We start from the raw sequence: 22,624 nt of genomic DNA, 5'->3' as shown, positions 1-22,624 counted from the left end.
TTTTAGGTAAGAATACCTATTTATTGAAAACGTATCGATTTGGTTGGCGATATTTTTGATATAATGTAAGAAGGAATAAGCAACATTAATAGACACAACATCATAGTTCCAATATTAAGTACTAAAACATAACTTATATCAATGTATACTGGAGCTGTGCTTACATAATATGTTTCAGGATTAAGTCCTACTATACCATAATGTTTTTGAAGAAATAGTAATCCGACTCCAATAAGGTTTCCCCAGAATAAACCAATTAAAATTAGATATCCGGCATTGTACAAAAACATTTTTCTTATACTCCAATCACTAGAACCTAAAGCCTTTAATATTCCTATCATAGGAGTTTTTTCGAGAATCAAAACTAACAAAGCGGTAATCATATTAATTCCTGCTACCAGGATAATAATTCCGATAATACCTATAATATTAAGGTCAAATAATTTTAGCCATTCAAAAATAGTAGCATACTTTAAAGCGATGGTTTGACTATCTAGTGTAGAAGGTATGTTTTCATAAATTTCCTGCCCTTTTTGATCTATACTATCAAAATCATCAATAAATACCTCAAAATTTCCAATTTCATCTGGTTTCCACTTATTCATTTTCTGAATATGTCGAATATCTGCGAAGAGAAAAGTTTCATCAAATTCCTGAAATCCAGAATTATATATCCCAACTATTTGAAAAGCTCTTATATAAGGATTTGAATTACGCTTAGCATTTTTCTTTAAAAAATAAGTAATTGCTTTATCCCCTATAGTTAACCCTAAACGATTTGCAATATGTGAAGACAATAAAATTTCTTCATTAAGTTGATCTCCATAATTAGGTAATCTTCCTTCTATCAGATATTCTTTAAAGTAATCCCAATAATAATCTTTTCCTACTCCTTTTACTACAACTCCTTCAAAATCTGTTTCTGTGCGTATTAGTCCCATTTTGGTTGCTACTCCTTGCATATGAACTACACCATCAACATCAGTAAATTCGGGATAAAAACTCTGATTTATTGTTATTGGAATCAAGGATTCAACACTATTGTTATTATCAAAACTTGAAATTAGCACATGCCCATTAAAAGCGGCAACTTTTTCTCTTATTTTACGTTGTAAACCCACACCAGTAGCAACAGTAATCAACATCATAATCACACCTATTGCGATAGCGGATATTGCAATTTTTATGATTGGAGTTGAAATGCTACTTTTATGTTCCTTACCTTTGATAAGGCGTTTGGCAATAAAATACTCGAAATTCAAGCTTAACTATGGTTTTTATTAGAAATGCATTCAAAAATACATTTTTATTCGTTTGCACCCTTCTTATTTTTTATGGAAGTATAACAAAAATGTATTCACAGGATTTACCTGATGCACAAAACACAATAAAAAAAGATAGTATTATAGGGGATACTACAAAAATCAAATCACCTCTCGTAGGAGCAAATCAGATAAAATCATATCTACCACTCTTACAAAATAAAAAGGTTGCTATTGTAAGTAATCAGACATCAGTAATTTTTAAAGATAGTATCACAAATCAACATTATATACATCTTGTCGATTCATTGTTATCACATAATATCAACATTCAAAAGGTTTTTGCTCCAGAACACGGTTTTAGAGGTAAAGCTGATGCAGGAGAACTGGTAGCCGATGGTAAAGATGCTAAGACGGGACTTCCTATCATTTCATTACATGGTAAAAACAAAAAGCCTTCTGCGGCCACTTTAACAAATATAGATATTGTTGTTTTTGATATACAAGATGTTGGAGTTCGTTTTTACACTTATATTTCGACATTACATTATGTAATGCAAGCCTGTGCAGAAAATAAGATTCCTGTACTTATATTAGATCGTCCAAATCCTAATGCTCATTATATTGATGGGCCTACTCTAGAAAAAGAACATTCGAGTTTTTTGGGGGTCCATCCTATCCCCCTTGTACACGGTTTAACTATTGGGGAGTATGCAAATATGGTAAATGGTGAAGATTGGTTAGGAAAAGGACTAAAATGTGAAGTCACAGTTATCCCTGTAAAAAATTACACCCATACAACTCCATATAGTTTACCAATAAGACCTTCTCCTAATTTACCAAATGATAAAGCAATTAACCTGTACCCTAGTCTTGGTTTTTTTGAAGGCACAACTATAAACGCTGGTCGTGGTACTGAAACTCAATTTCAGATCTTTGGTTCTCCTGATTTAGCAATAGAAAAATATGACTATGCATATATTCCTAAACCCAATTTTGGTGCTAAGTATCCCAAACATCGAGGAGAAGTATGTTATGGAAAAGATTTAAGAAAAAGTGAATCCTTAAGTGCTATATATCTAGGATGGTTAATCAATGCTTATAATAATTCTAATGATAAAGAAAAGTTTTTCAATACCAAATCGTTCACCATTCATGCGGGTACAAAAAAGCTACAGCAACAGATTGAAGAAGGATTAAGCCCTGAAGAAATTAGAAGTACTTGGATGGAAGATCTTCAAAAATTTAAAATAAAAAGAGAAAAATATCTAATTTACCTGTAATACAAAACTGATAAAACCCCCTTTTTCAGGGGTATTAGTGTATGTAGGAATTAATACATTTGTTTATGTTGAGATTTTTACGAAAACTGATAATATATCACTTCTTTATATTCTGCCTTGTACTAAAAGCACAGATAAAAGAAGATACATTCTCACGCCCTTCTGAAAGCTTAAAAACGGAATATAGAGAGAAAAAACGCATTGAAGAAGCTTATAATCTACTCAAAAACAACAAAGAAAAAGAAGCGTATAGCATTGCACATGAATTACTAAAAAAAACACTTGACAATCGTTCTAAGACCAGTGTTAATTTACTCTTAGGGTATTACTTTAATTCAAGACAACTAATTGACTCCTCTTTATTCTACACTAACAACGCCTTAAAAACTAATAGGTTAAATAAAAATGACTCATTAAAAAACAGAATTTATGGTTTAGGCTATAATTTACTTGCAGTCAACTATAAAAGACGAGGGTTATTAGAGGAAAGTAGAAAATGGCATCGTAAAGGGATTGATGTTTCTCAAAAATTTAAAGAGGAAAACATTTATTACACTCACACTCATGGGCTTGCACTTATACAAAGTGAAATGGGAGATTATAAAAATGCATTAAAACTATTTAAAGAATGCTTAACCTATAAAGAAGATCCAACAATCACATATGGAAGTTACATCAATATCGGAAGTATTTATGCTAAACTTAACGATTACAAATCTTCTAACGACTATTATCAAAAAGCTTTAAAACTTAGTCAACAAAAAGAAAATTACCATGCTATAACTGTTATCAAAATGAACCTGGCTTTTAATTATCAGGAACAAAAAGACATGGACAAAGCTACAGTCCTATACAATGAGGCAATCCTATTATCAGAAGAAAAAGAATACAAACACCTTTCACTAATCGCTCGTCTTAATATAGGAAGTGTGTATAAAGACCTTAAGAAATATGACGAAGCAGAAATTGCTTTTTCTTCTGCATTAAATGAAGCAATTGAGCTAGGCTATCTTGATGATCAAAAAGTAATATATGATAATTTAAAAGATATTTTTATTGCTCAAAACGATTATAAAAAAGCCTTTGAATTTGTAACAAAATCTTTTGAAATCAAGGACTCAATTAACAAATTACAAAGTGATAAAGAGATTGATGAACTCGAAGTAAAGTATAAAACGTTACAAAAAGAAAAAGAAATAAAAGTACTACAGGTAGAAAATTACAACCGAAAATTAGAACTTAAAAACCAGGATGAAGCTATTAAAAACCTCAAATTGCAACAAGAAGTTGAAAAAAAAGAAAATGAAAACAAAATTTTATCCTTTCAAAATGCTTCAGAAAAAAAACTGAATGAAATTACTTTGTTAAAAAAAGATCAGGAAATTCAGGAAACTAAGTTGATTAGACAAAAAAGTATTAAAAACACAATTTTGTATTCTTTTTTAATACTTCTTGTACCTGTTATTGGTTTATTGGTGACATATTATCAAAAACTTCAAACTCAGAGTGAATTAAATAAAAAGCAAGAAGAAATTAGTGGGGAAAAAATTTCTTCTTTACTTAAAGATCAGGAGTTGAAACTTATCAAAGCATCAATAGAAGGTCAGGATAAAGAGAGAAAACGTATTGCACAGGAATTACATGATAGTATTGGAGGAAATCTGGCGGCTATAAAATTACAACTTAACAATCCCACTAATAGCAATAAAGAAGATTACATAAAAACCATTAACTATCAAATAGATGATACCTATGAGCAAGTTAGAAGCCTTTCTCATAATTTAATTCCTAAAAAATTTAGTAAAAATAATTTCTGTGATGTACTTGAAGAGTATTTTAATAATATAGGAAAAAGTAGTAGTCTTACTACTTCTTTTGTAGTATACCCCAGAATCGAGATCGATTTCTTAGAAGAAATATTACAAATTGAAGCTTTTAAAATTATTCAGGAATTAATTACCAATACAATCAAACATTCAAAAGCCTCTTCTGTAGAACTACAACTAAATCTGGTAGACAATGTATTAAGTATTCTATTTGAAGATAACGGGATTGGCTTTAATCCAAATAACAATAATGACGGAATAGGTTTTGAAAATATAAAAAGTAGATTAAACAAAATTTATGGTACTTTTCACATTGATTCAAGAATTAACAGAGGTACCATTATAAATATAGAAATTCCAACTTTAACTACAATTGCAAATGAAATATAATTTAATTATCGTAGACGACCATAAAATGTTTTTAGATGGTTTACTTAGTATACTTAATTCAGAAAATGAGTATAATATTTTACTAACCGCCAAAGATGGAAAACACATAGCAAAATATCTAGAAATCAATCCAGATGAAAGAGTTGACCTCATTATCACAGATATTTCTATGCCAGAATTAGATGGTATTGCTCTCAATAAAATCATAAAAGATAGAAAGAAAAACACAAGAACTCTTGTGGTTAGTATGCATAATAATGCGGACATGATTGATAACCTCATTGAGCATGATGTAGATGGGTATGTTCCTAAAAATGCAGAAAAAGAAGAACTTTTAAAAGCAATAAAAACAATCCTAAAAGGAGAGAAATATTTCTCAAAAGAAATAAAAGATATCTATCTGGAAAACAAGTTCTCTAAAAAAAGACAAGAAGAAATTAAACTTACTCAAAGAGAAATTGATGTTATTACTCTGATAGCACAAGAACACACTACTCAGGAAATTGCAGATAAGCTATTCCTAAGTAAGCATACTATCGAAAGTTATAGAAAGAACCTTATCGCAAAACTTAATGTAAGAAACCTGGCTGGACTTACTAAGTATGCATTAAAAATGAAGTACATCAAAAATGGATAATCTCAGCATGTTTACCTACAATTTCAAAATGGACAAAACCCCTTGTAACCCACTGTTTTTCACTGAAATCAGGTTTTTGTTTCACTGGAAATAGGGTGATTATCCTTGCTAGTATCGCCTAAATTTATTGTAGAAAATTATATTAATTAAAACTACAATTATGGTGAAATTAACATTCGCACAGCTTGAAGAGCAAGGAAAACAAATTCTAAGTAAACAATCATTGTCTAAAGTATATGGAAAAGGAGGTGCAAAGAGACCAATTTTTGATCTCCCTGGTCCTTCTCCAGTATATCATGAAGATGAAATAGAATAAGATTCTTCCTCTAGTAAAAGAGACTGTCTTTTCAGGCAGTCTTTTTTATTGTTATTTGTTTATATCATTTAATTTTTAAGTATTTTTAAAGTGAGTTAAAAAATGTATTAAACTCAAATGATTTTAAAAACAAATTAAAACTAAAAGTTATGTTGAAATTAACAATCGAACAGCTTAAAAATAAAGAAAAGCAAGTTCTAGACAAAAAATCCTTATTCAAAGTATATGGCGGTGGTGGAATCAAAAGACCTATTTTTGAAGTTCCAAATCCTTCACCTGTATAATAAAAGAAAGATGTATTCTTTAATTAAAAAAGCCATTACACGACGTATAATGGCTTTTATCAGTTTTAAGGTTTTGATTATTATTTCTACATAAAACCATTTCCAAAACGATAACTTAATACAATTCCATGTGTATTATTTATGGGCGTACTTTTTAACGTCTGATTATAATTATATAATACTCTTAAATGATTAGAAACATAGAATCCGGCAAGAAAATTCATTGAAGAATTCGTTCTATATCCTGCTCCAACTTCAATTTTGTTTTTATAATTAACCTTAGTATTAAAATCTGCCTGAGTTGGTGCTCCAGAAACATACTTAATGAGTACACTAGGATTTATCATAACTTCTTCAAAACGGGTTGCAAAAAAACGATATCCGGCATAAGCATAATAGGGACTTTCTATATTTACATTATCTTCTGAGGATAATGAGTCTCCCAATAAATTAGGTGCTGAAACCCCCACGTAAATACGTTCTCTATTGTACAGTATCCCTATCCCTAAAGTGGGTATAATCGTATTAATGTTATTTGCAAAGTTTGGATCATTCTGAATACCTAGTTCTAACAGGTTTTCATCATAGATCATTACTCCTCCTGTTATTCCAAAAGATAATACGTTGGGATTATAAGACCACCATCTAGCACGATTATAATTATGATCAAAAAACAATTTATAAGAATATGCCCCAAAAAGGCTTGTTGCAGTCGTGACTCCAACCTGATCACTATACACACCAGCTCCAAGTCCAACATTTTCTGAACCTAATGGGGAGTTAAATGTTAATCCAATATTTCTTGGACTTCCGTCTATTTGATTTAAGTATCCTCTGTTGGTAATTGTAACATCTGCATCTGGATAAAACCCTGCATGTGCTGGATTTATGATCACAGTATTGTAGTCATAGTTTGCAAAAACCGGAGTTTGTTGCCCAAATATTGGACATAAAATCCCTTTTGATAGCATTACAGCTATCAACATTATTATATATTTTGTTTTCATGAATTAACGTTTTAAAACAAGGAATCCTGTTTCTTTTTTCAAATTATGAGCTCCTTCTATTTTTATATCAAAGAAATATGTCCCTTCTGGTAATTTATCCCCTCCTAAACTTCTCTTTCGGTTTGCAATTCCCCTAAAAACTCTTGAAGTATTATTATAACCATCAACTTCAAAAACTAAATCTCCCCATCTATTATATATCAATACTTTGTTATTGGGGTAATTATCGATACCATTAATCTCCCAATATTCATTGATACCATCATCATCAGGAGAAAATCCATATCTTGTTTGGTCCTCTTCTAATGGAGTTACAAATACGGTAACCATATCCTCTGCGGTACACCCATCAGTCCCGGTAAAAAGCAAAGTGTATGTTGTAGTTTCTGTTGGATTAGCTATTGGGTCTGTGATATTTGTGTTACTCAGCCCTCTGGAAGGTGACCAAATCAACGTACCAGGATTTGAAACCATAGCATTTAATTGTATTTCTTGTCCTTCAACGATTTCCTGATCTTCTCCTGCTTCTATAGTACATATTGCAAGGTCATTATCTGTAATAACAACATCTTGGGTTGTAATCGTTCCAAGAGTAATACCTGATGATGGGGTACTAATCGTTAATGTTGCCGTTTCTGTACCTTCTACATCAGTATCGTCAACAATAGTAAAAGTTACTGTACCTGTAGTCATACCATCAGCAATAGTAATCGTAGTACCACTTAAAGTAAAATCTGTGGCTGTAATTCCGGTTCCCGTAGTAGCAAGATCAATAGTTTGATCACCCACTACAGCAGATGAAGAAGTAGCTGTAACCGTGATTACTGTACCTGCAGCTTCTGTACCTGTATCTGATGAAACCGAAAGATTTACTGAAGGGATATCATTATCTGTAATAACAACATCTTGGGTTGTAGTTGTTCCTAACATTATCCCTGATGATGGATTACTAATCGTTAATGTTGCCGTTTCTGTACCTTCTACATCAGTATCGTCAACAATAGTAAAAGTTACTGTACCTGTAGTCATACCATCAGCAATAGTAATCCTAGTACCACTTAAAGTAAAATCTGTGGCTGTAATTCCGGTTCCTGTAGTAGCAAGATCAATAGTTTGATCACCCACTACAGCAGATGAAGAAGTAGCTGTAACCGTGATTACTGTACCTGCAGCTTCTGTACCTGTATCTGATGAAACCGAAAGATTTACTGAAGGGATATCATTATCTGTAATAACAACATCTTGGGTTGTAGTTGTTCCTAACATTATCCCTGATGATGGATTACTAATCGTTAGTGTTGCCGTTTCTGTACCTTCTACAACAGCATCATCTTCAATAGTAAAAGTTACTGTACCTGTAGTCATACCATCAGCAATAGTAATCGTAGTGCCACTTAGGGTAAAATCTGCGGCTGTAATTCCGGTTCCTGTCGTAGCAAGATCAATAGTTTGAGCACCTGCAACAGCTGCTGAAGAAGTAGCTGTAACCGTGATTACTGTACCTGCAGCTTCTGTACCTGTATCTGATGAAACCGAAAGATTTACTGAAGGGGTAGGACTGAGTGTTCTTACATTATCTATATGATAAATTTCCCCTTGATTACCAACTCCGTCTTCTAGAAATAAATACACATCATAAACCGCATCAGACATAAGAGAAGAGATAATTTCCTCAATATCAGTATTGGCCAAGTCCATTAAAAAATTATCGTTAGTAGTTGCTCCAGTTCCATTTAGAATATCGTCATGATCTGGAGTTCCAGAAAAATTACCTGGATAAACAGCATAGTGTATTGTTCCTGTTTCTGGTCCATTAACAACCAATGTAAATCCTGATAAAGTCTCATCAATTGCTTGAGGGTACCCAGTATTTAATGGTATAGCATAATGATCTCCTCCAAAAACAACATAGGCTTCACCGTTCGTTGCCCTTCGGTTTCCTAGAATAAAATCAGAGATTCCATCACCATTAAAATCTCCACCTCCATCAACTGGTCTTCCACTACCCCCAGACAACCCTTCGATGATAAAACCATTGTTACCATTCAAAGTGGTTTCATCTATTGGATCGGGAAAACCTGTTGAGCTACCAAATACTACATAAGCAATTGGGTTAGAACCGTTACCACCAAAAGTGGAAACAAAATCATCAATCCCATCCCGATTTATATCACCTATAGAAGCTGCAACAGAAATCGCTGGTAAATTAAACCCATTAGAACCATTAATATCACTTACATCAAAATTAGCAGGGAAAGCATCAGAACTACCATATATTGCAAGTCCTTCAGAAAAAATATCATCTATATTATCGTTATTAATATCTCCCAATAACCCTACATATGCCAAAAAAGATCCACCTGTATGTTGAATTGTAAACCCGTTAGATCCATCCAAAGTTCCATCAACATCAACTATAGGATCAAAAGAACTTCTTCCGAAAAGCACATGAGTGCGCTCCTGAAATGAACCTGACCCAATTGACCAATCTCCCAATATAATATCATTAAACCCATCATTATTAACATCTCCCGCACTCCCGACAAGATATGAAGCTCTCAAAGTAGATGAATATCCATCAATCCTAAAACCATTACTCCCATCTATCCAACTTTGATCAAAGGATCCAGGAAAATTACTAGTGCGTCCAAAAATGACCAACGTATCGGTAGAAGTGAATACTGGACCTACAATAAAATCACTAATTCCATCACCATTAACATCTCCTAATCCTGCAACTTCATTGAACCTGTTACTTTCGATAATAAAACCATTGCTTCCGTTTAAATCATTTTTATCGATACTGGCCACAAACGTACTCGAACTACCATATATAACTAGTGCATCAATATCTCCTGCAGTTATAAAATCATCAATTCCATCTCCGTTAACATCTCCAATTCCACTAATAGAACTACCAATTCTTTCTTCATCTTCTATCCCTTCAATAATAAAACCATTTGTACCATTTAATGAAAGTATATCAAAATCGGCATCAAAACCTGTAGAAGAACCAAAAACAACATATACTGTCCCTGCTCTTGTAAAACCGTTAAAAGAGGCAAATTGTGCCCCAATAGCAATATCATCTAAACCATCATTATTAATGTCTCCAATAAAATCCACTTCTGATCCAGTCAAGGATCCATTCAATATTCCAGGAATTCTAAACCCATTACCCCCATCTAAAGTAGTAAGATCAAAATTAGCCGGATATAACTGTTGTGCATTGATACTACTGTTAGTAAGATTCAATGTTATAACCAATATTATAAATTTAAGTATCCAAATTTTCCTTTTTATACTTCCCATACCTAAAAAATTATTTATCTACCACAAAATTATTTATGATCCAATACATAGCAATCACCATAAATGGGGTTTTACCATAATATACACCCCCCTGTTTTCAGGGGGTTTTTTAATTTCAAAACAAAATACCTTCTCAACTCTTACATTAACTACTACTTTCTTTTATAGATCATACTCAAAATTATTTAATACTTAAAAAAAACAGTTTATTTAGAATAAAACTATTCATGATTATCAGTATTAGTAGAATTTAAAATTAGATACCCATTCAACATACCCCCCTGTTTTCAGGGTATTGTTTTTCACTAGAAAAGGTGTTTTCCTCACCATGCTTCTATCTCATCTTTGTACTGTGATTTTTTAGTCTCTATATCACTTCTTGATATATACAGATAATAGATATAGAGTCATTTTAAAAAACATATAAAGTAAAAAACAAGTACTAACCCTTAAAAACTAAAATTATGACTTGGGGAATCACTTTAATTCTATTGAGTATTATAGCAGTGCCTTCATTATTGCTATCTAAAAAACCAAATGCAAAAGAACTATTAGAAAAAATCGAACCTTATCAAGGCTGGATCGGACTTGTATTCTGTTTCTGGGGAGTGTGGGGAATTATCTCTGCAGTTCTTAACCTGGGATGGCTTACAACATACCCTATCTGGTGGATAACGCTATTAGCTGGAAACATTATCGAAGCTATTTTAGGATTCATGTTAGGTTTTGGTCTAATCAATAAACTCTTTTTATCCAAAAACGAGGCAGCTAAAGAAAAAGCTAATCAGCTTAGAGAAAAATTAGCTCCAAAACAAGGTAAACTAGGAATCTTAGGAATCATAGTTGGTTGTTGGATGATCGTTGCTTCTTTCTTATTCTTTATATAATTGAAAGTAACCAAAATTAAAATTCTAGAATAACAAGTATCTAAACCTATAAAGTAATACATCATGATCATATTCGGAACAGGTTCTTCTACAATACAACCTAAACAATTAGAAGGAGGAAGTTGCCCGCATTGTAATACACAAAATAACATGTGGATACAAGGGTATAAAAAATACTTCCACGTATTTTGGATACCATTCTTTCCTATCGGAAAAAAAGTATACACCGTCTGTGGTCATTGTAAAGGTGCTTTTGAAAAAAGAGAAATTCAAAACCAAGAGTTGATAACAAGTTTTACTGATTTCAAAAATAACCACATCAAAACTCCTTGGTATCACTTTATAGGCTTGATCATTTTTGCAGCAGCCGTTATGCTAATTGCCATACTACCTCTACTGGGTAAATAAAAATAAGTATATCAAAATCTTTTTATCATGAAAAAACTCGTTTTTATACTACTATTAGCTATTACACCAAGTATAGCACAAGAAAATGGTAAAACATTAACCGTAGTTGGAGAAGCTAATAAGCAAGTAGAAGTTAGCAGTTATTTTCTCACTATTTCATTAAAACAAATCGTTGCAGATGGGTACCAGCAGCTTGAACCCAAAAGTTTGGCAGAGGTACAACAAATGTATAGTGACAAATTAAAAGCTATAGGTGTTGATTTTAGCAAATACAGCAAAAATATTCTTTATCAATTGTATGCATCTTACTCAGAAGTAAATGATGTTGCATACTACAATTACACCTCAACTTCTGAAGAAGAGATAATGAAAATTATCAAACAGAAAATGAACGGTTTAACTGTAGTACAAGTGCAAGCAGATGCAAAGGAAAAAACAAATAAAGAATGGGCTGACTTAACCCTTACTGCTGTAGAAGATGCTAAAACAAAGGCGCAAAAAGCAGCCGAAGGACTTGGTAAAAAATTAGGTGAAATCACAAAGGTTGTGAATTCTGACACCAAAGCACAATACATAAACATGTACAAGCCAGACGAAATTCAAAAACATCTTGTAACGGTAACCTTTACTATAGAGTAAAAAACTTTTTAAACACATTTAATAAATCATAAAAACCAAAAAATGAAAACAAAAATTCTAATTGTAGCAGCAATACTAGCTTTTGGAAGCACTTTTAACGCTAATGCACAAAAACTAAAGAAATTTGGTAGTTCTATTGAAAAAAAGATTGGTCCTAAAACTATAAAAGTACCATATACAGATGTCGTATCCTATATGGGATATGCTGCTCCTGGAAATGAAGATGAAGTAAAAGACGGAAAGAAATTTTATTACATCTATGTTTGGATACCTGCTGTTGCTCCAGAACTAGGAGTAAGAATGATGTCTCCTGTTGGTAAAACCAAAATCAAAAAGGCTACAAAATCTGCAGCATATACAGAAAATGCCGGTTCTAGTGATTATTTTGATACTTACATTACTCTAGAACGTTCTGATATTATAAGTAAAGATAACATTAGCGAAGAGGCTGCAAAAGCTGCTAACTGGGTAACCCTGGAACGTAATGACGATAGTGGTGAAATGCCTAAGCAACCAAGCGGAAGAGGATACAACTCATTATTAAGATATAAAAGTGAAGTAAGCGATCCTCTTAAAGCATTAACTGTTGGATTATACCGTATTGGTTTTACAACCTATAAGACTGGTGAAGTAAAAGGTACATTCTTAGCTGAAGTTGCAGCTCCGATAAAACTTCCTGGAGTAGTTATGGCAAAGACTATTGCAGACTTAAAAAAAGGGTTATAATATAAAATTGGAATATTAATCCCAATGGTTATTCCTATATTTTTTAATACAAAAATATGGGGATAACCACTTTTGTCAAATTCTTTTTTTCTAAAACCCACGATTCGAAATGCAAGAAAACGATAACGAAAAACCAAAAAAAGAAAAAAATCTTTTGGATGATATTCTAGCCAATGCAATCTCTTCTACCAAAAAATATGAAGAAACAAATGCTGGTCTGGAAACTAAGAAATGTAAAGGTTGCGGAGCAGCCAGACCTGATGATACAGATCTTCAGTATTGTGATTTCTGCGGAGGTCAATTCTATTAAAATACAACTAACAACTCCTTACAACTATGTCTTTCATTGAAACACAAAATAGATGGGATGGTTTTCTCAAAAAAATTAAAGAACGATTTCAAGAAGTACTAGAAAAAACCGAAGCTGCATTACCTGTATTATTCGAAGCTACAGATTTTGAGACCACTACCTTTAGTAATGCCTGGCAAGGAATTTATTCTCAAGCTAGTGATTTGATTTATAAAATAGATGATACTTGGGATGAAAAAGTTGAAGAAGCTTTTGAAAATTCAGGTGTTGATTTTGGTTCAGATCAATTTAATAAAGAAAGAGACAAAGGGTTCCACACCAGATTTGATTTGGAACAAAAACTAAAATCATACGAAGTTAAAATTTTTGCAGATGCAGCAAAAAAATTAGTTCAGGAAGTAAAAGATACATTATCCAAAGATTTTTGTTGTACACAATGTCAGGCAAAACTTCCTGTAAAAGATAATTTTTTCAGATCCTATTACAGTACATGCGAGTATTGTCAGACTGTAAACACTTTTGAACCTGGAACCAAAGCTAGAAATATAGAACATTTTGCTGTTCATGCTTTAGGTGAAGAAGCTGCACTAGAACATTATCTACACCACGAGGAGCTTAAGTTTCAAAATTATCTTAAAAGTAAAGAGATCTACAAAAAAGAAGAATTAGATGCTATATATCAAAAATATGTAGAGACTTATCTTAAAAAAAGAATTGAAATTATCCCAGATTATAAAGATCGCTACGAAAAAGATTTTAAAGCTAAAACAGCATTTTTAACTAACTATTAGTAATTCTAAAAAGGAACAGCTATGTCAAATTCATTTAGTAATCAATTACGTTCGGTAATCGAATGGCAAGATCCAAAACCTGAAACTCTTTTTGAAAAATGGACAGAAGACGGAGATGAAATAAAAAACGCATCAAAGTTGATTGTAGGTCCAGGGCAAGGGTGTCTTTTTGTATACGAAGGAAAAGTGGAAGGCTTTTTTGAAGAAGAGGGCCTATATGACCTTAAAACAGGAAATATTCCTTTTTGGACAACGATCAAAAACATTATGTACAAGTTTGAATCTGCTCATAAAGTAGGTATCTTCTTTTACAGAAAGGCTGAAATGCAAAATATACGTTGGGGAACTCCTTCTCCAATTACATATAAAGATCCTGTTTATAATTTTCCTGTGGGACTTGGCGCCTTTGGAAATTTCTCTTTTAAAATCACAAAACCTGTTGATTTTTTTAGAAATGTGATTGCTGGTGATGATTATTATCCTGTAAAGGCCATACAAAAAGTTATCTTATCCAGAATTACTCAGCCAATAAGTGATTTTCTTGCCAATGCTTCTTTTAGTTATACAGAAATTGATAAACATCGTAATGAAATTGCATCATTTTCTAAGAATTCATGCACTCAGATTTTTGACGAGCTTGGATTTGAATTGCTTGATTTTAGAATAGAAGGCACCAGTTTTGACGAAGAAACCAAAACGAGAATAGGAAGAATTGCAGATATGAGTGCAGAAGCTCAAGCAATGAAAGAGTTAGGCGTTAGTTATCAAGATTATCAACAACTTGAAGCCTTAAAAAATATGGCAAAAAATGAAGGAGGAGGTAACATTGGTATGCAAATGGGAGCTGGATTAGGAATGGGGCAAATGTTAGGGAACATGATGAATAATCAGAATAACCAAAACCAAGGGCAGCAGGCTTCGCAACAACAATCTCCACAACAACAAAACACTCCTCCACAAAATGATGATCCAATGCAAAAATTAGAAAAATTAAAAAAAATGTTTGATGCTGGATTTATCGATGAGCAGGAGTACAAACAAAAAAAACAAGAAATATTATCTCAATTTTAATACAAAATCAATCTTAAAAATTAAAGACTATGAGCACTATAAATGAATTATATCAAAATGTTTCAGGAAAAAACAAAGATGAATATAGAGACTATTTATTAGTACTAGATCGCATGGATTGGCATAGTTATGATTATACTACATGGCCATGTGCAGATCTTTCTTTTCAGGATCTTGATACTAACGAGAACTATGATGTCTGGCCATTTAAACCAAATTTAAACGAGCCTCATTGGGTTGACCTTAATAATCAATTTCCTTCTGGCATAAGAAGGTACGGATATGTAAATAAATTTGTAATGCCTGAGCAAGTTCGTGAACTTTCTCATGATGATGCTACAGATATACTAAACGATATTAAAGACCTCAAAGACAATAATGCAGAAGAGTTTAATGATCAGATCAATGAATATGGATTCTCTGATGAAAAACATTTTTTATGGGGAATAGCTTTATTAGATGATGCAGAAGAGAAAGCATATGATGCTGCAGATGATTTCTTAAAAGAACAAAAAGCTAAATTAGATGCTCAAATGGATGCTCATGTAGAAGCGGCAGAAGCAGGTGGTTTATTAGATCCTATTTCGGGGATTGATATGGAAACCTGGGCTGCTGCTAATGCGAAGATTGCAGGAGGTATGGATCTAGAAGAAGTACTAAAAGTAGTTGGAACAGAAAAACCTATCTGGGATGAAGTCTCTGCAGAGTGGACGGCAAGAATGTCCCAAGATACTACATTTGCAATATCAAAGGTGTATGGTGATGCATTTATGAATTCAAATATTGGAAAATTTGCAAGTGAAGAAACTAATCAAGGTTCAGCATCAAGCAGCTCTAATGGTAGTGGTGGTTTAAATGAAGTAATGGAAGATTTTGAGCTATATATCAAAATTATGTGTCATCAAAACATGGGAGCTACACAAGGAAAAGATGCTGCTTCAATTTTACAAGAATATGGGCTTACAGTTACCGATTGGAGTTCTGTAGGGGCGCACTGGTCTCCAAAAATGGCTACAGATACACGTATGGCACTCCAAATGGGTGAACTTATGGAGAAATACAATGCAGAATTTGCATCGGCAAAAGCAGGTGATGATATAGATTTCTAAAATCAATTTAAAAGATGACCCGGGGTTTGTTGAATCCCCATAACACTACACTACGAATACTGTGAAACCGGGTCATCTTGTTCTATACATCAAAAACAAATTACAAACACACATTAAACTTTTGAGAAACATCGATGTAAATCACTGAAAATCAAAATCTTAAATGGATTAAAAATATAATATTTCATTATGAGTATCATTCTCGTTAGAAAAGTTCATATTTGCGTAAATAATTATTTCAATATATTTAACAAAATATTAAATAGAAATAATGCGTGTGTCTAACCAACTAATCATTAATAACTATAACTAAATCAATTATTATGAAAACAAAAATCTTAATTCTACTAGCCATCTTTGCTTTGGGAACATCTGTCGAGACTCAAGCTCAAAAACTTGGTAAATTTGGTGGTTTAACTGAAAAAAAAATAGGTCCTAAAACTATAAAAGTACCATATACTGATATTGTATCTTACATGGGATATGCAGCTCCTGGTAACGAAGATGAAGTAAAAGATGGGAAGAAATTTTATTATATCTATGTATGGATACCTGCTGTAGCACCAGAACTAGGAGTAAGAATGATGTCTCCTGTAGGTAAAACTAAAGTAAAGGGAGCTACTTCATCTGCTGCGTATACAGAAAATGCTGGATCTAAAGATTTCTTTGATACATATATTACATTAGAGCGTTCTGATATTATTAGTAAAGATAATATTACAGAAGAAGGTGCAAAAAATGCAAATTGGACTACCTTAGAACGTAATGATGATAGTAGTGAAATGCCAAAACAACCTAGTGGAAGTAAATACAACTCACTATTAAGATATAAAAGTGAAGTAAGTGATCCTCTTAAAGCATTAACTGTTGGGTTATACCGTATTGGTTTTACTACATACAAAACTGGTGAAGTAAAAGGTACATTTTTAGCACAAGTTGCAGCTCCAATAAAATTACCTGGAGTAGTAATGGCTAAAACTATTGAAGATTTAAAAAAAGGACTATAATAAGTTCTAAATAACAGACACACGATAAATACAATCTCCCTATGTTTTCTATAAAAGAAAATATAGGGAGATTTGTTTTGTAATAATATTTACAAAGGTAACCTGGCTTTCATCTTTTCGACAATATTAAATGCTGCAGGACATATAGCCACATTCTTTAGTGTTAAATTGGATATTTGCTGAAATTTTTTACGATCTGTATGAGGATATTCACGGCAAGCTTTTGGCCTTACTTCATAAATACTACAATAATTATCTGCTCCAAGAAAAGTACAAGGCGTTCCTTGTAAAATCAAATCTCCATCCTCATCTATTTGCAAGTATTGTTCTTCAAATTGCCTGGGTTTCATCTTTAAGAATTTTGCAATTCGTTCTACATCTTTATCTGTAAACAATGGCCCGGTAGTTTTACAACAATTTCCGCAAGATAAACAGTCGGTAACACTAAACTCTTCGTCGTGCAAATCCTGCATGATATGATCCAACTTTTTGGGCGGTTTTTTTTTAAGTTTAGCAAAGAACTTTTTATTCTCGTTATGTTTATCTTTGGCCAGTCGTGGTAATTGATCTATAAATTCTTGCATACTGCAAAAATAAGATTTTTAAGTACTAATCATAACCACCAAAATTATAAACCCAAAAAGGATGAATACAGATGTCTTTGGAAAAGCTATCAAAGATTTTTATAATAAGGAATATACAGAAGATATTGTCGTGAAAGCTGATGATTTTGATGATGATCATATACCTATACCCTATCTTTTCAGATCTTATCCAGAAATGCCTAAAATAGAACAAAAAGCATTAGATATTTCTTACGGAAAAGTACTTGATGTCGGATGCGGTGCAGGTAGTCATAGTCTATTTCTTCAGGACAAAAAAAAACTCGATGTGACTGCAATTGATATTTCGGAAGGTGCCGTAGAAATCTGTAAAAAAAGAGGGATTCAAAATGCGCTGACTCAGGATATTTTTCAATATAATCACACATCATTTGACACTATACTATTCTTAATGAATGGGAGTGGCATTATAGGTACTTTGAGTAATATTGATATGTTCTTCACACATATAAAAAGACTCTTAATTCCTGGTGGGCAAATTCTTATGGATTCTTCAGACATTTCATATCTTTTTCAAGATGATGATGGGGGTTTTTGGGTAGATGCATCTGCTGGATATTATGGCGAAATGAGGTACTCATTACAATATAAAAATCAAGAATCAGAAAAATTTGACTGGTTATATATTGACTATAATACATTACAAAATGCAGCTAATACTAATGGTTTTTTAACCGAATTGTTATTTGAAGGAGAAAACAACGACTACTTAGCCAGACTTACTTTAGCAATTTAAAAAAATACTTCTTATACTAAAATTGATGGTACAATCTTTGTGGCACAGAAGTACATACAAAAACAATGTTAAAGTAAAAATAAGATACTGTGTAAATTCGTTTATTTACCAACACTAACTAATCCTTAAAAATACTCCTGTGCAAATAACAAAATTTTTAACCTACTTATTGATCTCTTCATTTATTCTCATTGGGTGTTCTAATGATGATGATAATACTCCTTCAACTAATGCCTTACAGGTAAACAATAAACAACCACTTGGTAGCTCTGCGAATGACCTTCTAAGCGCTACAAATTTTACCAGTATCACTATAGAAATGGTATCTGTACAAGGGTTTGAACCATCAGCTACTGCTGTAAATGGATTTAGAGATTTTTTGCAGGAAAGATTATTTAAGCCCGATGGAATTACCATTACTCAACGTTCTGTTCCTTCTTCTGGTAAAGCTCCTTTTACTATCGAAGAAATTGCAGAAATAGAAAATGATACCAGAACATTATTCAATGAAGATGGTAATATCACTGTATATGTATATTTTGCAGATGGAAGTAGAGAAGATGACACAACTGAACAAGTAACTTTGGGTTCTGCTTATCTCAACACTTCTATGGTTATTTATCAAGGTACATTGCTGGCATTAAACGCAAGGCCTAACTCCCCAGCTCTTAGCACAGTAGAAATTGCTACACTTAATCATGAATTTGCTCACCTAATGGGATTAGTCGACCTAGGAAGTCCTTTACAATCCCAACATGAAGATGAAGAAGCTGAAGGTCACTGTAATGTTTCTAATTGTCTAATGGAAGCGGCTATACAATTTGGCAGTGGTATGATGGGTATGGGAGATGTAATTCCAGAACTGGACCCTCAATGCATTGCAGATTTACAAGCTAACGGTGGAAGATAAAATGAATATAACTAAATCATTCGTATACACCTTTTGTAAAGACAATTAAGAACCACTTAAAAATGACAACAAAGTATTTCTATAGGTTAAACTTATAGGAATATGCGTTTTTTTAATTTCTACATACTCTTTTGTATATGTTTTTATTTTTCTGGTATTTACGATATAGGATTTATGTATACGCATAAAAGATTGTGATGGTAACCTTAATATAAGATCGCTCATTTTTTCATACACAACCAATGTATCTTCTATAGTATGAATTTTTACATAGTTACTTAAACCTTCGATATAAAGTAATTCTGAAAAATTGACTTTTACCATTTTTTTATCAGCTTTGATAAAAATATGATCCGCAACAGGAGGAATAACAATATTAGAAAATTGAGGTGTCATTTTCTGAATCGCTTTTAGAAAACGGTCAAAAGAAAAAGGTTTTAATAAATAATCAACAGCACTAAGATCAAATCCCTCTAAAGCAAATTCTCGATGTGCAGTGGTAAAAACTATTTTGACTTTATTTTCTATAATTTTTGCTAGGTTCAAACCAGAAAGTTTAGGCATTTCTATATCCAGAAAAACCAGGTCTACTGGATTATTCTGAAGATAATCAAGAACCTCCAGGGCATTCTTAAATTCTGCAATTAGTTCTAAGTTTGAAACATCACCGATATACTTTTTTAAAATATTTCTAGCAGTCTGCTCGTCATCTACTATAATACATTGAAGTTTCATCTGTTTATTTTATTAGTCTGAGCCATTTCACAGTTATTTTTCAAACACAATCACATCTTTATACATTAATTTTCAATACAATAGAGTATAATTTATCCTCATCTTCAATTTGCAATTCGTATTGATCATCATACAAAATATTTAATCTTTTCTTGATATTTTCTAATCCGATACCTCTGGGAGAAGAATCCTCAATAGTTTGATCCGGTTTAGAATTTTTAACCTCATAGATCAATTGACCATCGACAACTTCTAATTTAACAAATATATGGGCAATTCTTGTTTCATTTTTTAAACTATGTTTGAAAGCATTTTCAACAAATGGCACCAAAATCAAAGGAGGTATAGATATCTGATTGATATTTTCTGGGATGGATACTTCTACCGCTACTCTATCGTCAAATCGAGATTTCTCAAGGTCAATAAAATCATTTAATAAATTGATTTCCTTCTCTAAAAGAATAAATTTTTGAGTACTCTCATACAGAGAGAAACTAAGAAAATCAGATAATTTGAGAATTAATTCGGGAGTCTTTTTCGAATTTTCCAGTGACAATCCATAAATGTTATTTAATGTATTAAAAAGAAAATGAGGATTGATCTGCGATTTCAGGTATTTTAACTCTGATTGTAATTTTTCGTTTTCAAGGGTTTTAGCTCGCTTTTGTAGTTCTGCTACCTTCCATATCACAGAAATTCCAATAATGAGAATTAAAGGGGACGCAATAATCATAGAAGTCTGCAGAAATTTATATGGTAGCCACACTCCAAAATCATACAAATCAGAGTAAAACATGGATAGTATCTTGTAATTGGCTAGTCGTTGAATAAACCCTGCAACAATTAATGTTAATAGTGTATATGTAAAATATTTTGCTGTTTTTCCTTGCAATAAAAATCTAGGAAGTAAAACAAAGTAATTAAAATAAACAACAATAAGCCGCATGGGCATATTCATAAGCTCAAAAGCTAATGCTTCTGTATATTTTCCTTTATAACTAGCTTCAACTACAGTAAATATAGCAGTATATATAATCCAAAATCCTATATGAAACCAGATGCTTTTAATTTTCATTGATAACAAAGCTATAGGATTTTCGGATTTGACACTCACTTAAACCTATAATTTATGTAAACCCATAATTTATTTATGTGTAATGAATTTACATAAGTAAAGAGTAAGCACACATCAAAAAAGTGAAGATTTATATAAAATTAATCTTTTCGATTTCTTTATGAAATACATTAGTTATGCTGGAAAACACTTTATGTAATTCGCATTTTTAAAAGAACACCAATGAAGAAGGTTATTTACATCTTATTTTTTGCTGGATTTAGTTTTTCAGGAATAGCTCAAGAACCAATAGAACAATTTAATAAAAGTTTTATAGCTTTTACAATTCCTGAAAAAGATCTGCTACCCGAAAATGTTGCATATGACAGCAATGATGGAACTTTTTATATTGGAAGTACCCGAAAAGGAAAAATTATAAAACGAACAAAAGATGGACTATATCAGGACTTTATAAAACCTAAACAAGATGGTTTACATATGATTATTGGGATGAAAGTTGATCCGGTAAGAAAACATCTATGGGTATGTAGTTCTGGAGGAAATAACCTTATAGGATATACCAAAAATGACACGATAGAAGGTCGCCCTTCTGGAATTTTTAAGTACAACCTGACAACCGGGAAACTTATTAAAAAATATTGGGTAGATATCCCTGGAGAAGTTCATTTCTTTAATGATATTACTTTGGATACATCTGGAAATATATATGCTACCCATATGTTTTCTAAACCTAAACTATATACTATACAAAAAGATGAAGGTCGATTAAAAGTCTTATCTGACCTCTTTGAATTAAGATATCCTAATGGAATAACGATTTCTAATGATAATACATATTTGTTTATAGCTTGTACTGAAGGAATTGCCCGTGTACATATCAAAACTGGTAAAAAAGAAATATTACAATGTTTAGAAGGTATTAAAGTATCCGGGGAAAAAAGTGTTGATGGGCTATATTTTTATAAAAACTCTCTAATTGGTATTCAACCTGACGAGAATTCGGTTAGAAAATTAGTACTTAATACAGAACAAAATACAATCATTAAAACGATACTAATAGAATATAATCATCCAATGATGAATAATCCATCAACTGGTGTTTTGATAGAAGATGAGTTGTACTATATCGCAAATGCTCAGTTTGGAAGTTTCAATAAAGATGGATCTCTTTTTCCTATGGAAAAATTATACGAACCTACAATCCTAAAAGTAAAATTGGATGATCAGAATTAATAAAAGAACACTTAAAACCGAAACATAGATAAAGAAAATTAAATAGG

Annotated in this window: 23 protein-coding genes; 17 read left to right on the top strand and 6 right to left on the bottom strand. The window is 32.1% G+C overall.

Features of this window, described 5'->3' with window-relative positions; genetic code table 11:
* Nucleotides 1–20 precede the first annotated feature (20 nt).
* The gene (locus tag DK442_RS05425; protein ID WP_109434848.1) at nucleotides 21–1,262 is read right to left on the bottom strand and encodes an ABC transporter permease; all 1,242 of its coding nucleotides are present in this window, start codon (nucleotides 1,260–1,262) and stop codon (nucleotides 21–23) included.
* An 89-nt stretch (nucleotides 1,263–1,351) separates the two neighbouring features.
* On the opposite strand from DK442_RS05425, the gene DK442_RS05420 reads away from it, so the two are divergent.
* From DK442_RS05420 to DK442_RS28770, 5 genes are all read left to right on the top strand, one after another.
* A complete protein-coding gene (locus DK442_RS05420; RefSeq protein ID WP_235010911.1) occupies nucleotides 1,352–2,545 on the top strand; it encodes an exo-beta-N-acetylmuramidase NamZ domain-containing protein in 1,194 nt (397 codons plus the stop codon).
* 65 nt (nucleotides 2,546–2,610) lie between these two features.
* Nucleotides 2,611–4,761, top strand: coding sequence for a tetratricopeptide repeat protein (locus DK442_RS05415; protein ID WP_109434846.1), 2,151 nt, complete (start codon nucleotides 2,611–2,613; stop codon nucleotides 4,759–4,761).
* The gene (locus DK442_RS05410; RefSeq protein WP_109434845.1) at nucleotides 4,751–5,398 is read left to right on the top strand and encodes a response regulator transcription factor; all 648 of its coding nucleotides are present in this window, start codon (nucleotides 4,751–4,753) and stop codon (nucleotides 5,396–5,398) included. The genes DK442_RS05415 and DK442_RS05410 overlap by 11 nt, the downstream gene beginning before the upstream one ends.
* Nucleotides 5,399–5,558: 160 nt before the next feature.
* The gene (locus tag DK442_RS28120; protein ID WP_160114061.1) at nucleotides 5,559–5,714 is read left to right on the top strand and encodes a hypothetical protein; all 156 of its coding nucleotides are present in this window, start codon (nucleotides 5,559–5,561) and stop codon (nucleotides 5,712–5,714) included.
* Between the two features lie 149 nt (nucleotides 5,715–5,863).
* Nucleotides 5,864–5,998 carry a hypothetical protein gene (locus tag DK442_RS28770; RefSeq protein ID WP_255412209.1) on the top strand — a complete coding sequence of 45 codons (135 nt, stop codon included), beginning with the start codon at nucleotides 5,864–5,866 and terminating at the stop codon, nucleotides 5,996–5,998.
* Between the two features lie 86 nt (nucleotides 5,999–6,084).
* Here DK442_RS28770 and DK442_RS05405 read toward each other — a convergent pair whose 3' ends face one another.
* Both DK442_RS05405 and DK442_RS05400 read right to left on the bottom strand, forming a co-directional pair.
* Entirely contained in the window at nucleotides 6,085–7,005 is a 921-nt protein-coding gene (locus DK442_RS05405; RefSeq protein WP_109434844.1) for a PorP/SprF family type IX secretion system membrane protein, read from the bottom strand.
* A gap of 3 nt (nucleotides 7,006–7,008) precedes the next feature.
* Nucleotides 7,009–10,317, bottom strand: a complete 3,309-nt coding sequence (locus tag DK442_RS05400) for a gliding motility-associated C-terminal domain-containing protein (RefSeq protein WP_109434843.1) — start codon at nucleotides 10,315–10,317, stop codon at nucleotides 7,009–7,011.
* A 464-nt stretch (nucleotides 10,318–10,781) separates the two neighbouring features.
* Between DK442_RS05400 and DK442_RS05395 the strand changes: the two genes are divergently transcribed.
* The 9 genes from DK442_RS05395 (at nucleotide 10,782) to DK442_RS05355 (ending at nucleotide 17,265) form a co-directional block, all read left to right on the top strand.
* Complete coding sequence (locus DK442_RS05395; protein ID WP_109434842.1) at nucleotides 10,782–11,204, top strand: hypothetical protein; 423 nt, start codon at nucleotides 10,782–10,784, stop codon at nucleotides 11,202–11,204.
* Nucleotides 11,205–11,267: 63 nt separating this feature from the next.
* Complete coding sequence (locus tag DK442_RS05390) at nucleotides 11,268–11,612, top strand: zinc-ribbon domain-containing protein (RefSeq protein WP_109434841.1); 345 nt, start codon at nucleotides 11,268–11,270, stop codon at nucleotides 11,610–11,612.
* Nucleotides 11,613–11,639: 27 nt separating this feature from the next.
* Entirely contained in the window at nucleotides 11,640–12,251 is a 612-nt protein-coding gene (locus DK442_RS05385; RefSeq protein WP_109434840.1) for an SIMPL domain-containing protein, read from the top strand.
* A gap of 42 nt (nucleotides 12,252–12,293) precedes the next feature.
* On the top strand, nucleotides 12,294–12,977 hold the full coding sequence (locus DK442_RS05380; RefSeq protein ID WP_109434839.1) for a Lipl32 family lipoprotein: 684 nt from the start codon (nucleotides 12,294–12,296) through the stop codon (nucleotides 12,975–12,977).
* Nucleotides 12,978–13,086: 109 nt separating this feature from the next.
* Nucleotides 13,087–13,287, top strand: a complete 201-nt coding sequence (locus DK442_RS05375; RefSeq protein WP_109434838.1) for a hypothetical protein — start codon at nucleotides 13,087–13,089, stop codon at nucleotides 13,285–13,287.
* A gap of 26 nt (nucleotides 13,288–13,313) precedes the next feature.
* Nucleotides 13,314–14,078, top strand: coding sequence for a hypothetical protein (locus DK442_RS05370; RefSeq protein ID WP_109434837.1), 765 nt, complete (start codon nucleotides 13,314–13,316; stop codon nucleotides 14,076–14,078).
* Nucleotides 14,079–14,099: 21 nt separating this feature from the next.
* Nucleotides 14,100–15,149 (top strand): SPFH domain-containing protein, encoded by a 1,050-nt coding sequence (locus DK442_RS05365; RefSeq protein WP_109434836.1) that lies wholly within the window; start codon nucleotides 14,100–14,102, stop codon nucleotides 15,147–15,149.
* 29 nt (nucleotides 15,150–15,178) lie between these two features.
* On the top strand, nucleotides 15,179–16,258 hold the full coding sequence (locus DK442_RS05360; protein ID WP_109434835.1) for a DUF6620 family protein: 1,080 nt from the start codon (nucleotides 15,179–15,181) through the stop codon (nucleotides 16,256–16,258).
* Nucleotides 16,259–16,581: 323 nt separating this feature from the next.
* Nucleotides 16,582–17,265 carry a Lipl32 family lipoprotein gene (locus DK442_RS05355; RefSeq protein ID WP_109434834.1) on the top strand — a complete coding sequence of 228 codons (684 nt, stop codon included), beginning with the start codon at nucleotides 16,582–16,584 and terminating at the stop codon, nucleotides 17,263–17,265.
* A gap of 89 nt (nucleotides 17,266–17,354) precedes the next feature.
* Here DK442_RS05355 and DK442_RS05350 read toward each other — a convergent pair whose 3' ends face one another.
* Complete coding sequence (locus tag DK442_RS05350) at nucleotides 17,355–17,849, bottom strand: YkgJ family cysteine cluster protein (protein WP_109434833.1); 495 nt, start codon at nucleotides 17,847–17,849, stop codon at nucleotides 17,355–17,357.
* Nucleotides 17,850–17,910: 61 nt separating this feature from the next.
* Between DK442_RS05350 and DK442_RS05345 the strand changes: the two genes are divergently transcribed.
* Nucleotides 17,911–18,624 carry a bifunctional 2-polyprenyl-6-hydroxyphenol methylase/3-demethylubiquinol 3-O-methyltransferase UbiG gene (locus tag DK442_RS05345; RefSeq protein WP_109434832.1) on the top strand — a complete coding sequence of 238 codons (714 nt, stop codon included), beginning with the start codon at nucleotides 17,911–17,913 and terminating at the stop codon, nucleotides 18,622–18,624.
* Nucleotides 18,625–18,763: 139 nt separating this feature from the next.
* Nucleotides 18,764–19,534 carry a hypothetical protein gene (locus tag DK442_RS05340; RefSeq protein ID WP_235010910.1) on the top strand — a complete coding sequence of 257 codons (771 nt, stop codon included), beginning with the start codon at nucleotides 18,764–18,766 and terminating at the stop codon, nucleotides 19,532–19,534.
* Between the two features lie 45 nt (nucleotides 19,535–19,579).
* Here DK442_RS05340 and DK442_RS05335 read toward each other — a convergent pair whose 3' ends face one another.
* Nucleotides 19,580–20,269, bottom strand: coding sequence for a LytTR family DNA-binding domain-containing protein (locus tag DK442_RS05335; protein ID WP_109434831.1), 690 nt, complete (start codon nucleotides 20,267–20,269; stop codon nucleotides 19,580–19,582).
* A 58-nt stretch (nucleotides 20,270–20,327) separates the two neighbouring features.
* A complete protein-coding gene (locus DK442_RS05330) occupies nucleotides 20,328–21,344 on the bottom strand; it encodes a sensor histidine kinase (protein WP_109434830.1) in 1,017 nt (338 codons plus the stop codon).
* A 222-nt stretch (nucleotides 21,345–21,566) separates the two neighbouring features.
* On the opposite strand from DK442_RS05330, the gene DK442_RS05325 reads away from it, so the two are divergent.
* Nucleotides 21,567–22,577, top strand: a complete 1,011-nt coding sequence (locus DK442_RS05325; RefSeq protein WP_109434829.1) for an SMP-30/gluconolactonase/LRE family protein — start codon at nucleotides 21,567–21,569, stop codon at nucleotides 22,575–22,577.
* The last annotated feature ends 47 nt before the right edge of the window (nucleotides 22,578–22,624 follow it).

Source organism: Aquimarina sp. AU119, from assembly GCF_900312735.1.
In the GTDB taxonomy this organism is placed as follows: Bacteria; Bacteroidota; Bacteroidia; order Flavobacteriales; family Flavobacteriaceae; genus Aquimarina; species Aquimarina algiphila.
Note: the sequence above shows the minus strand (reverse complement) of the source record. Positions and strands in the feature narration are given on the sequence as shown.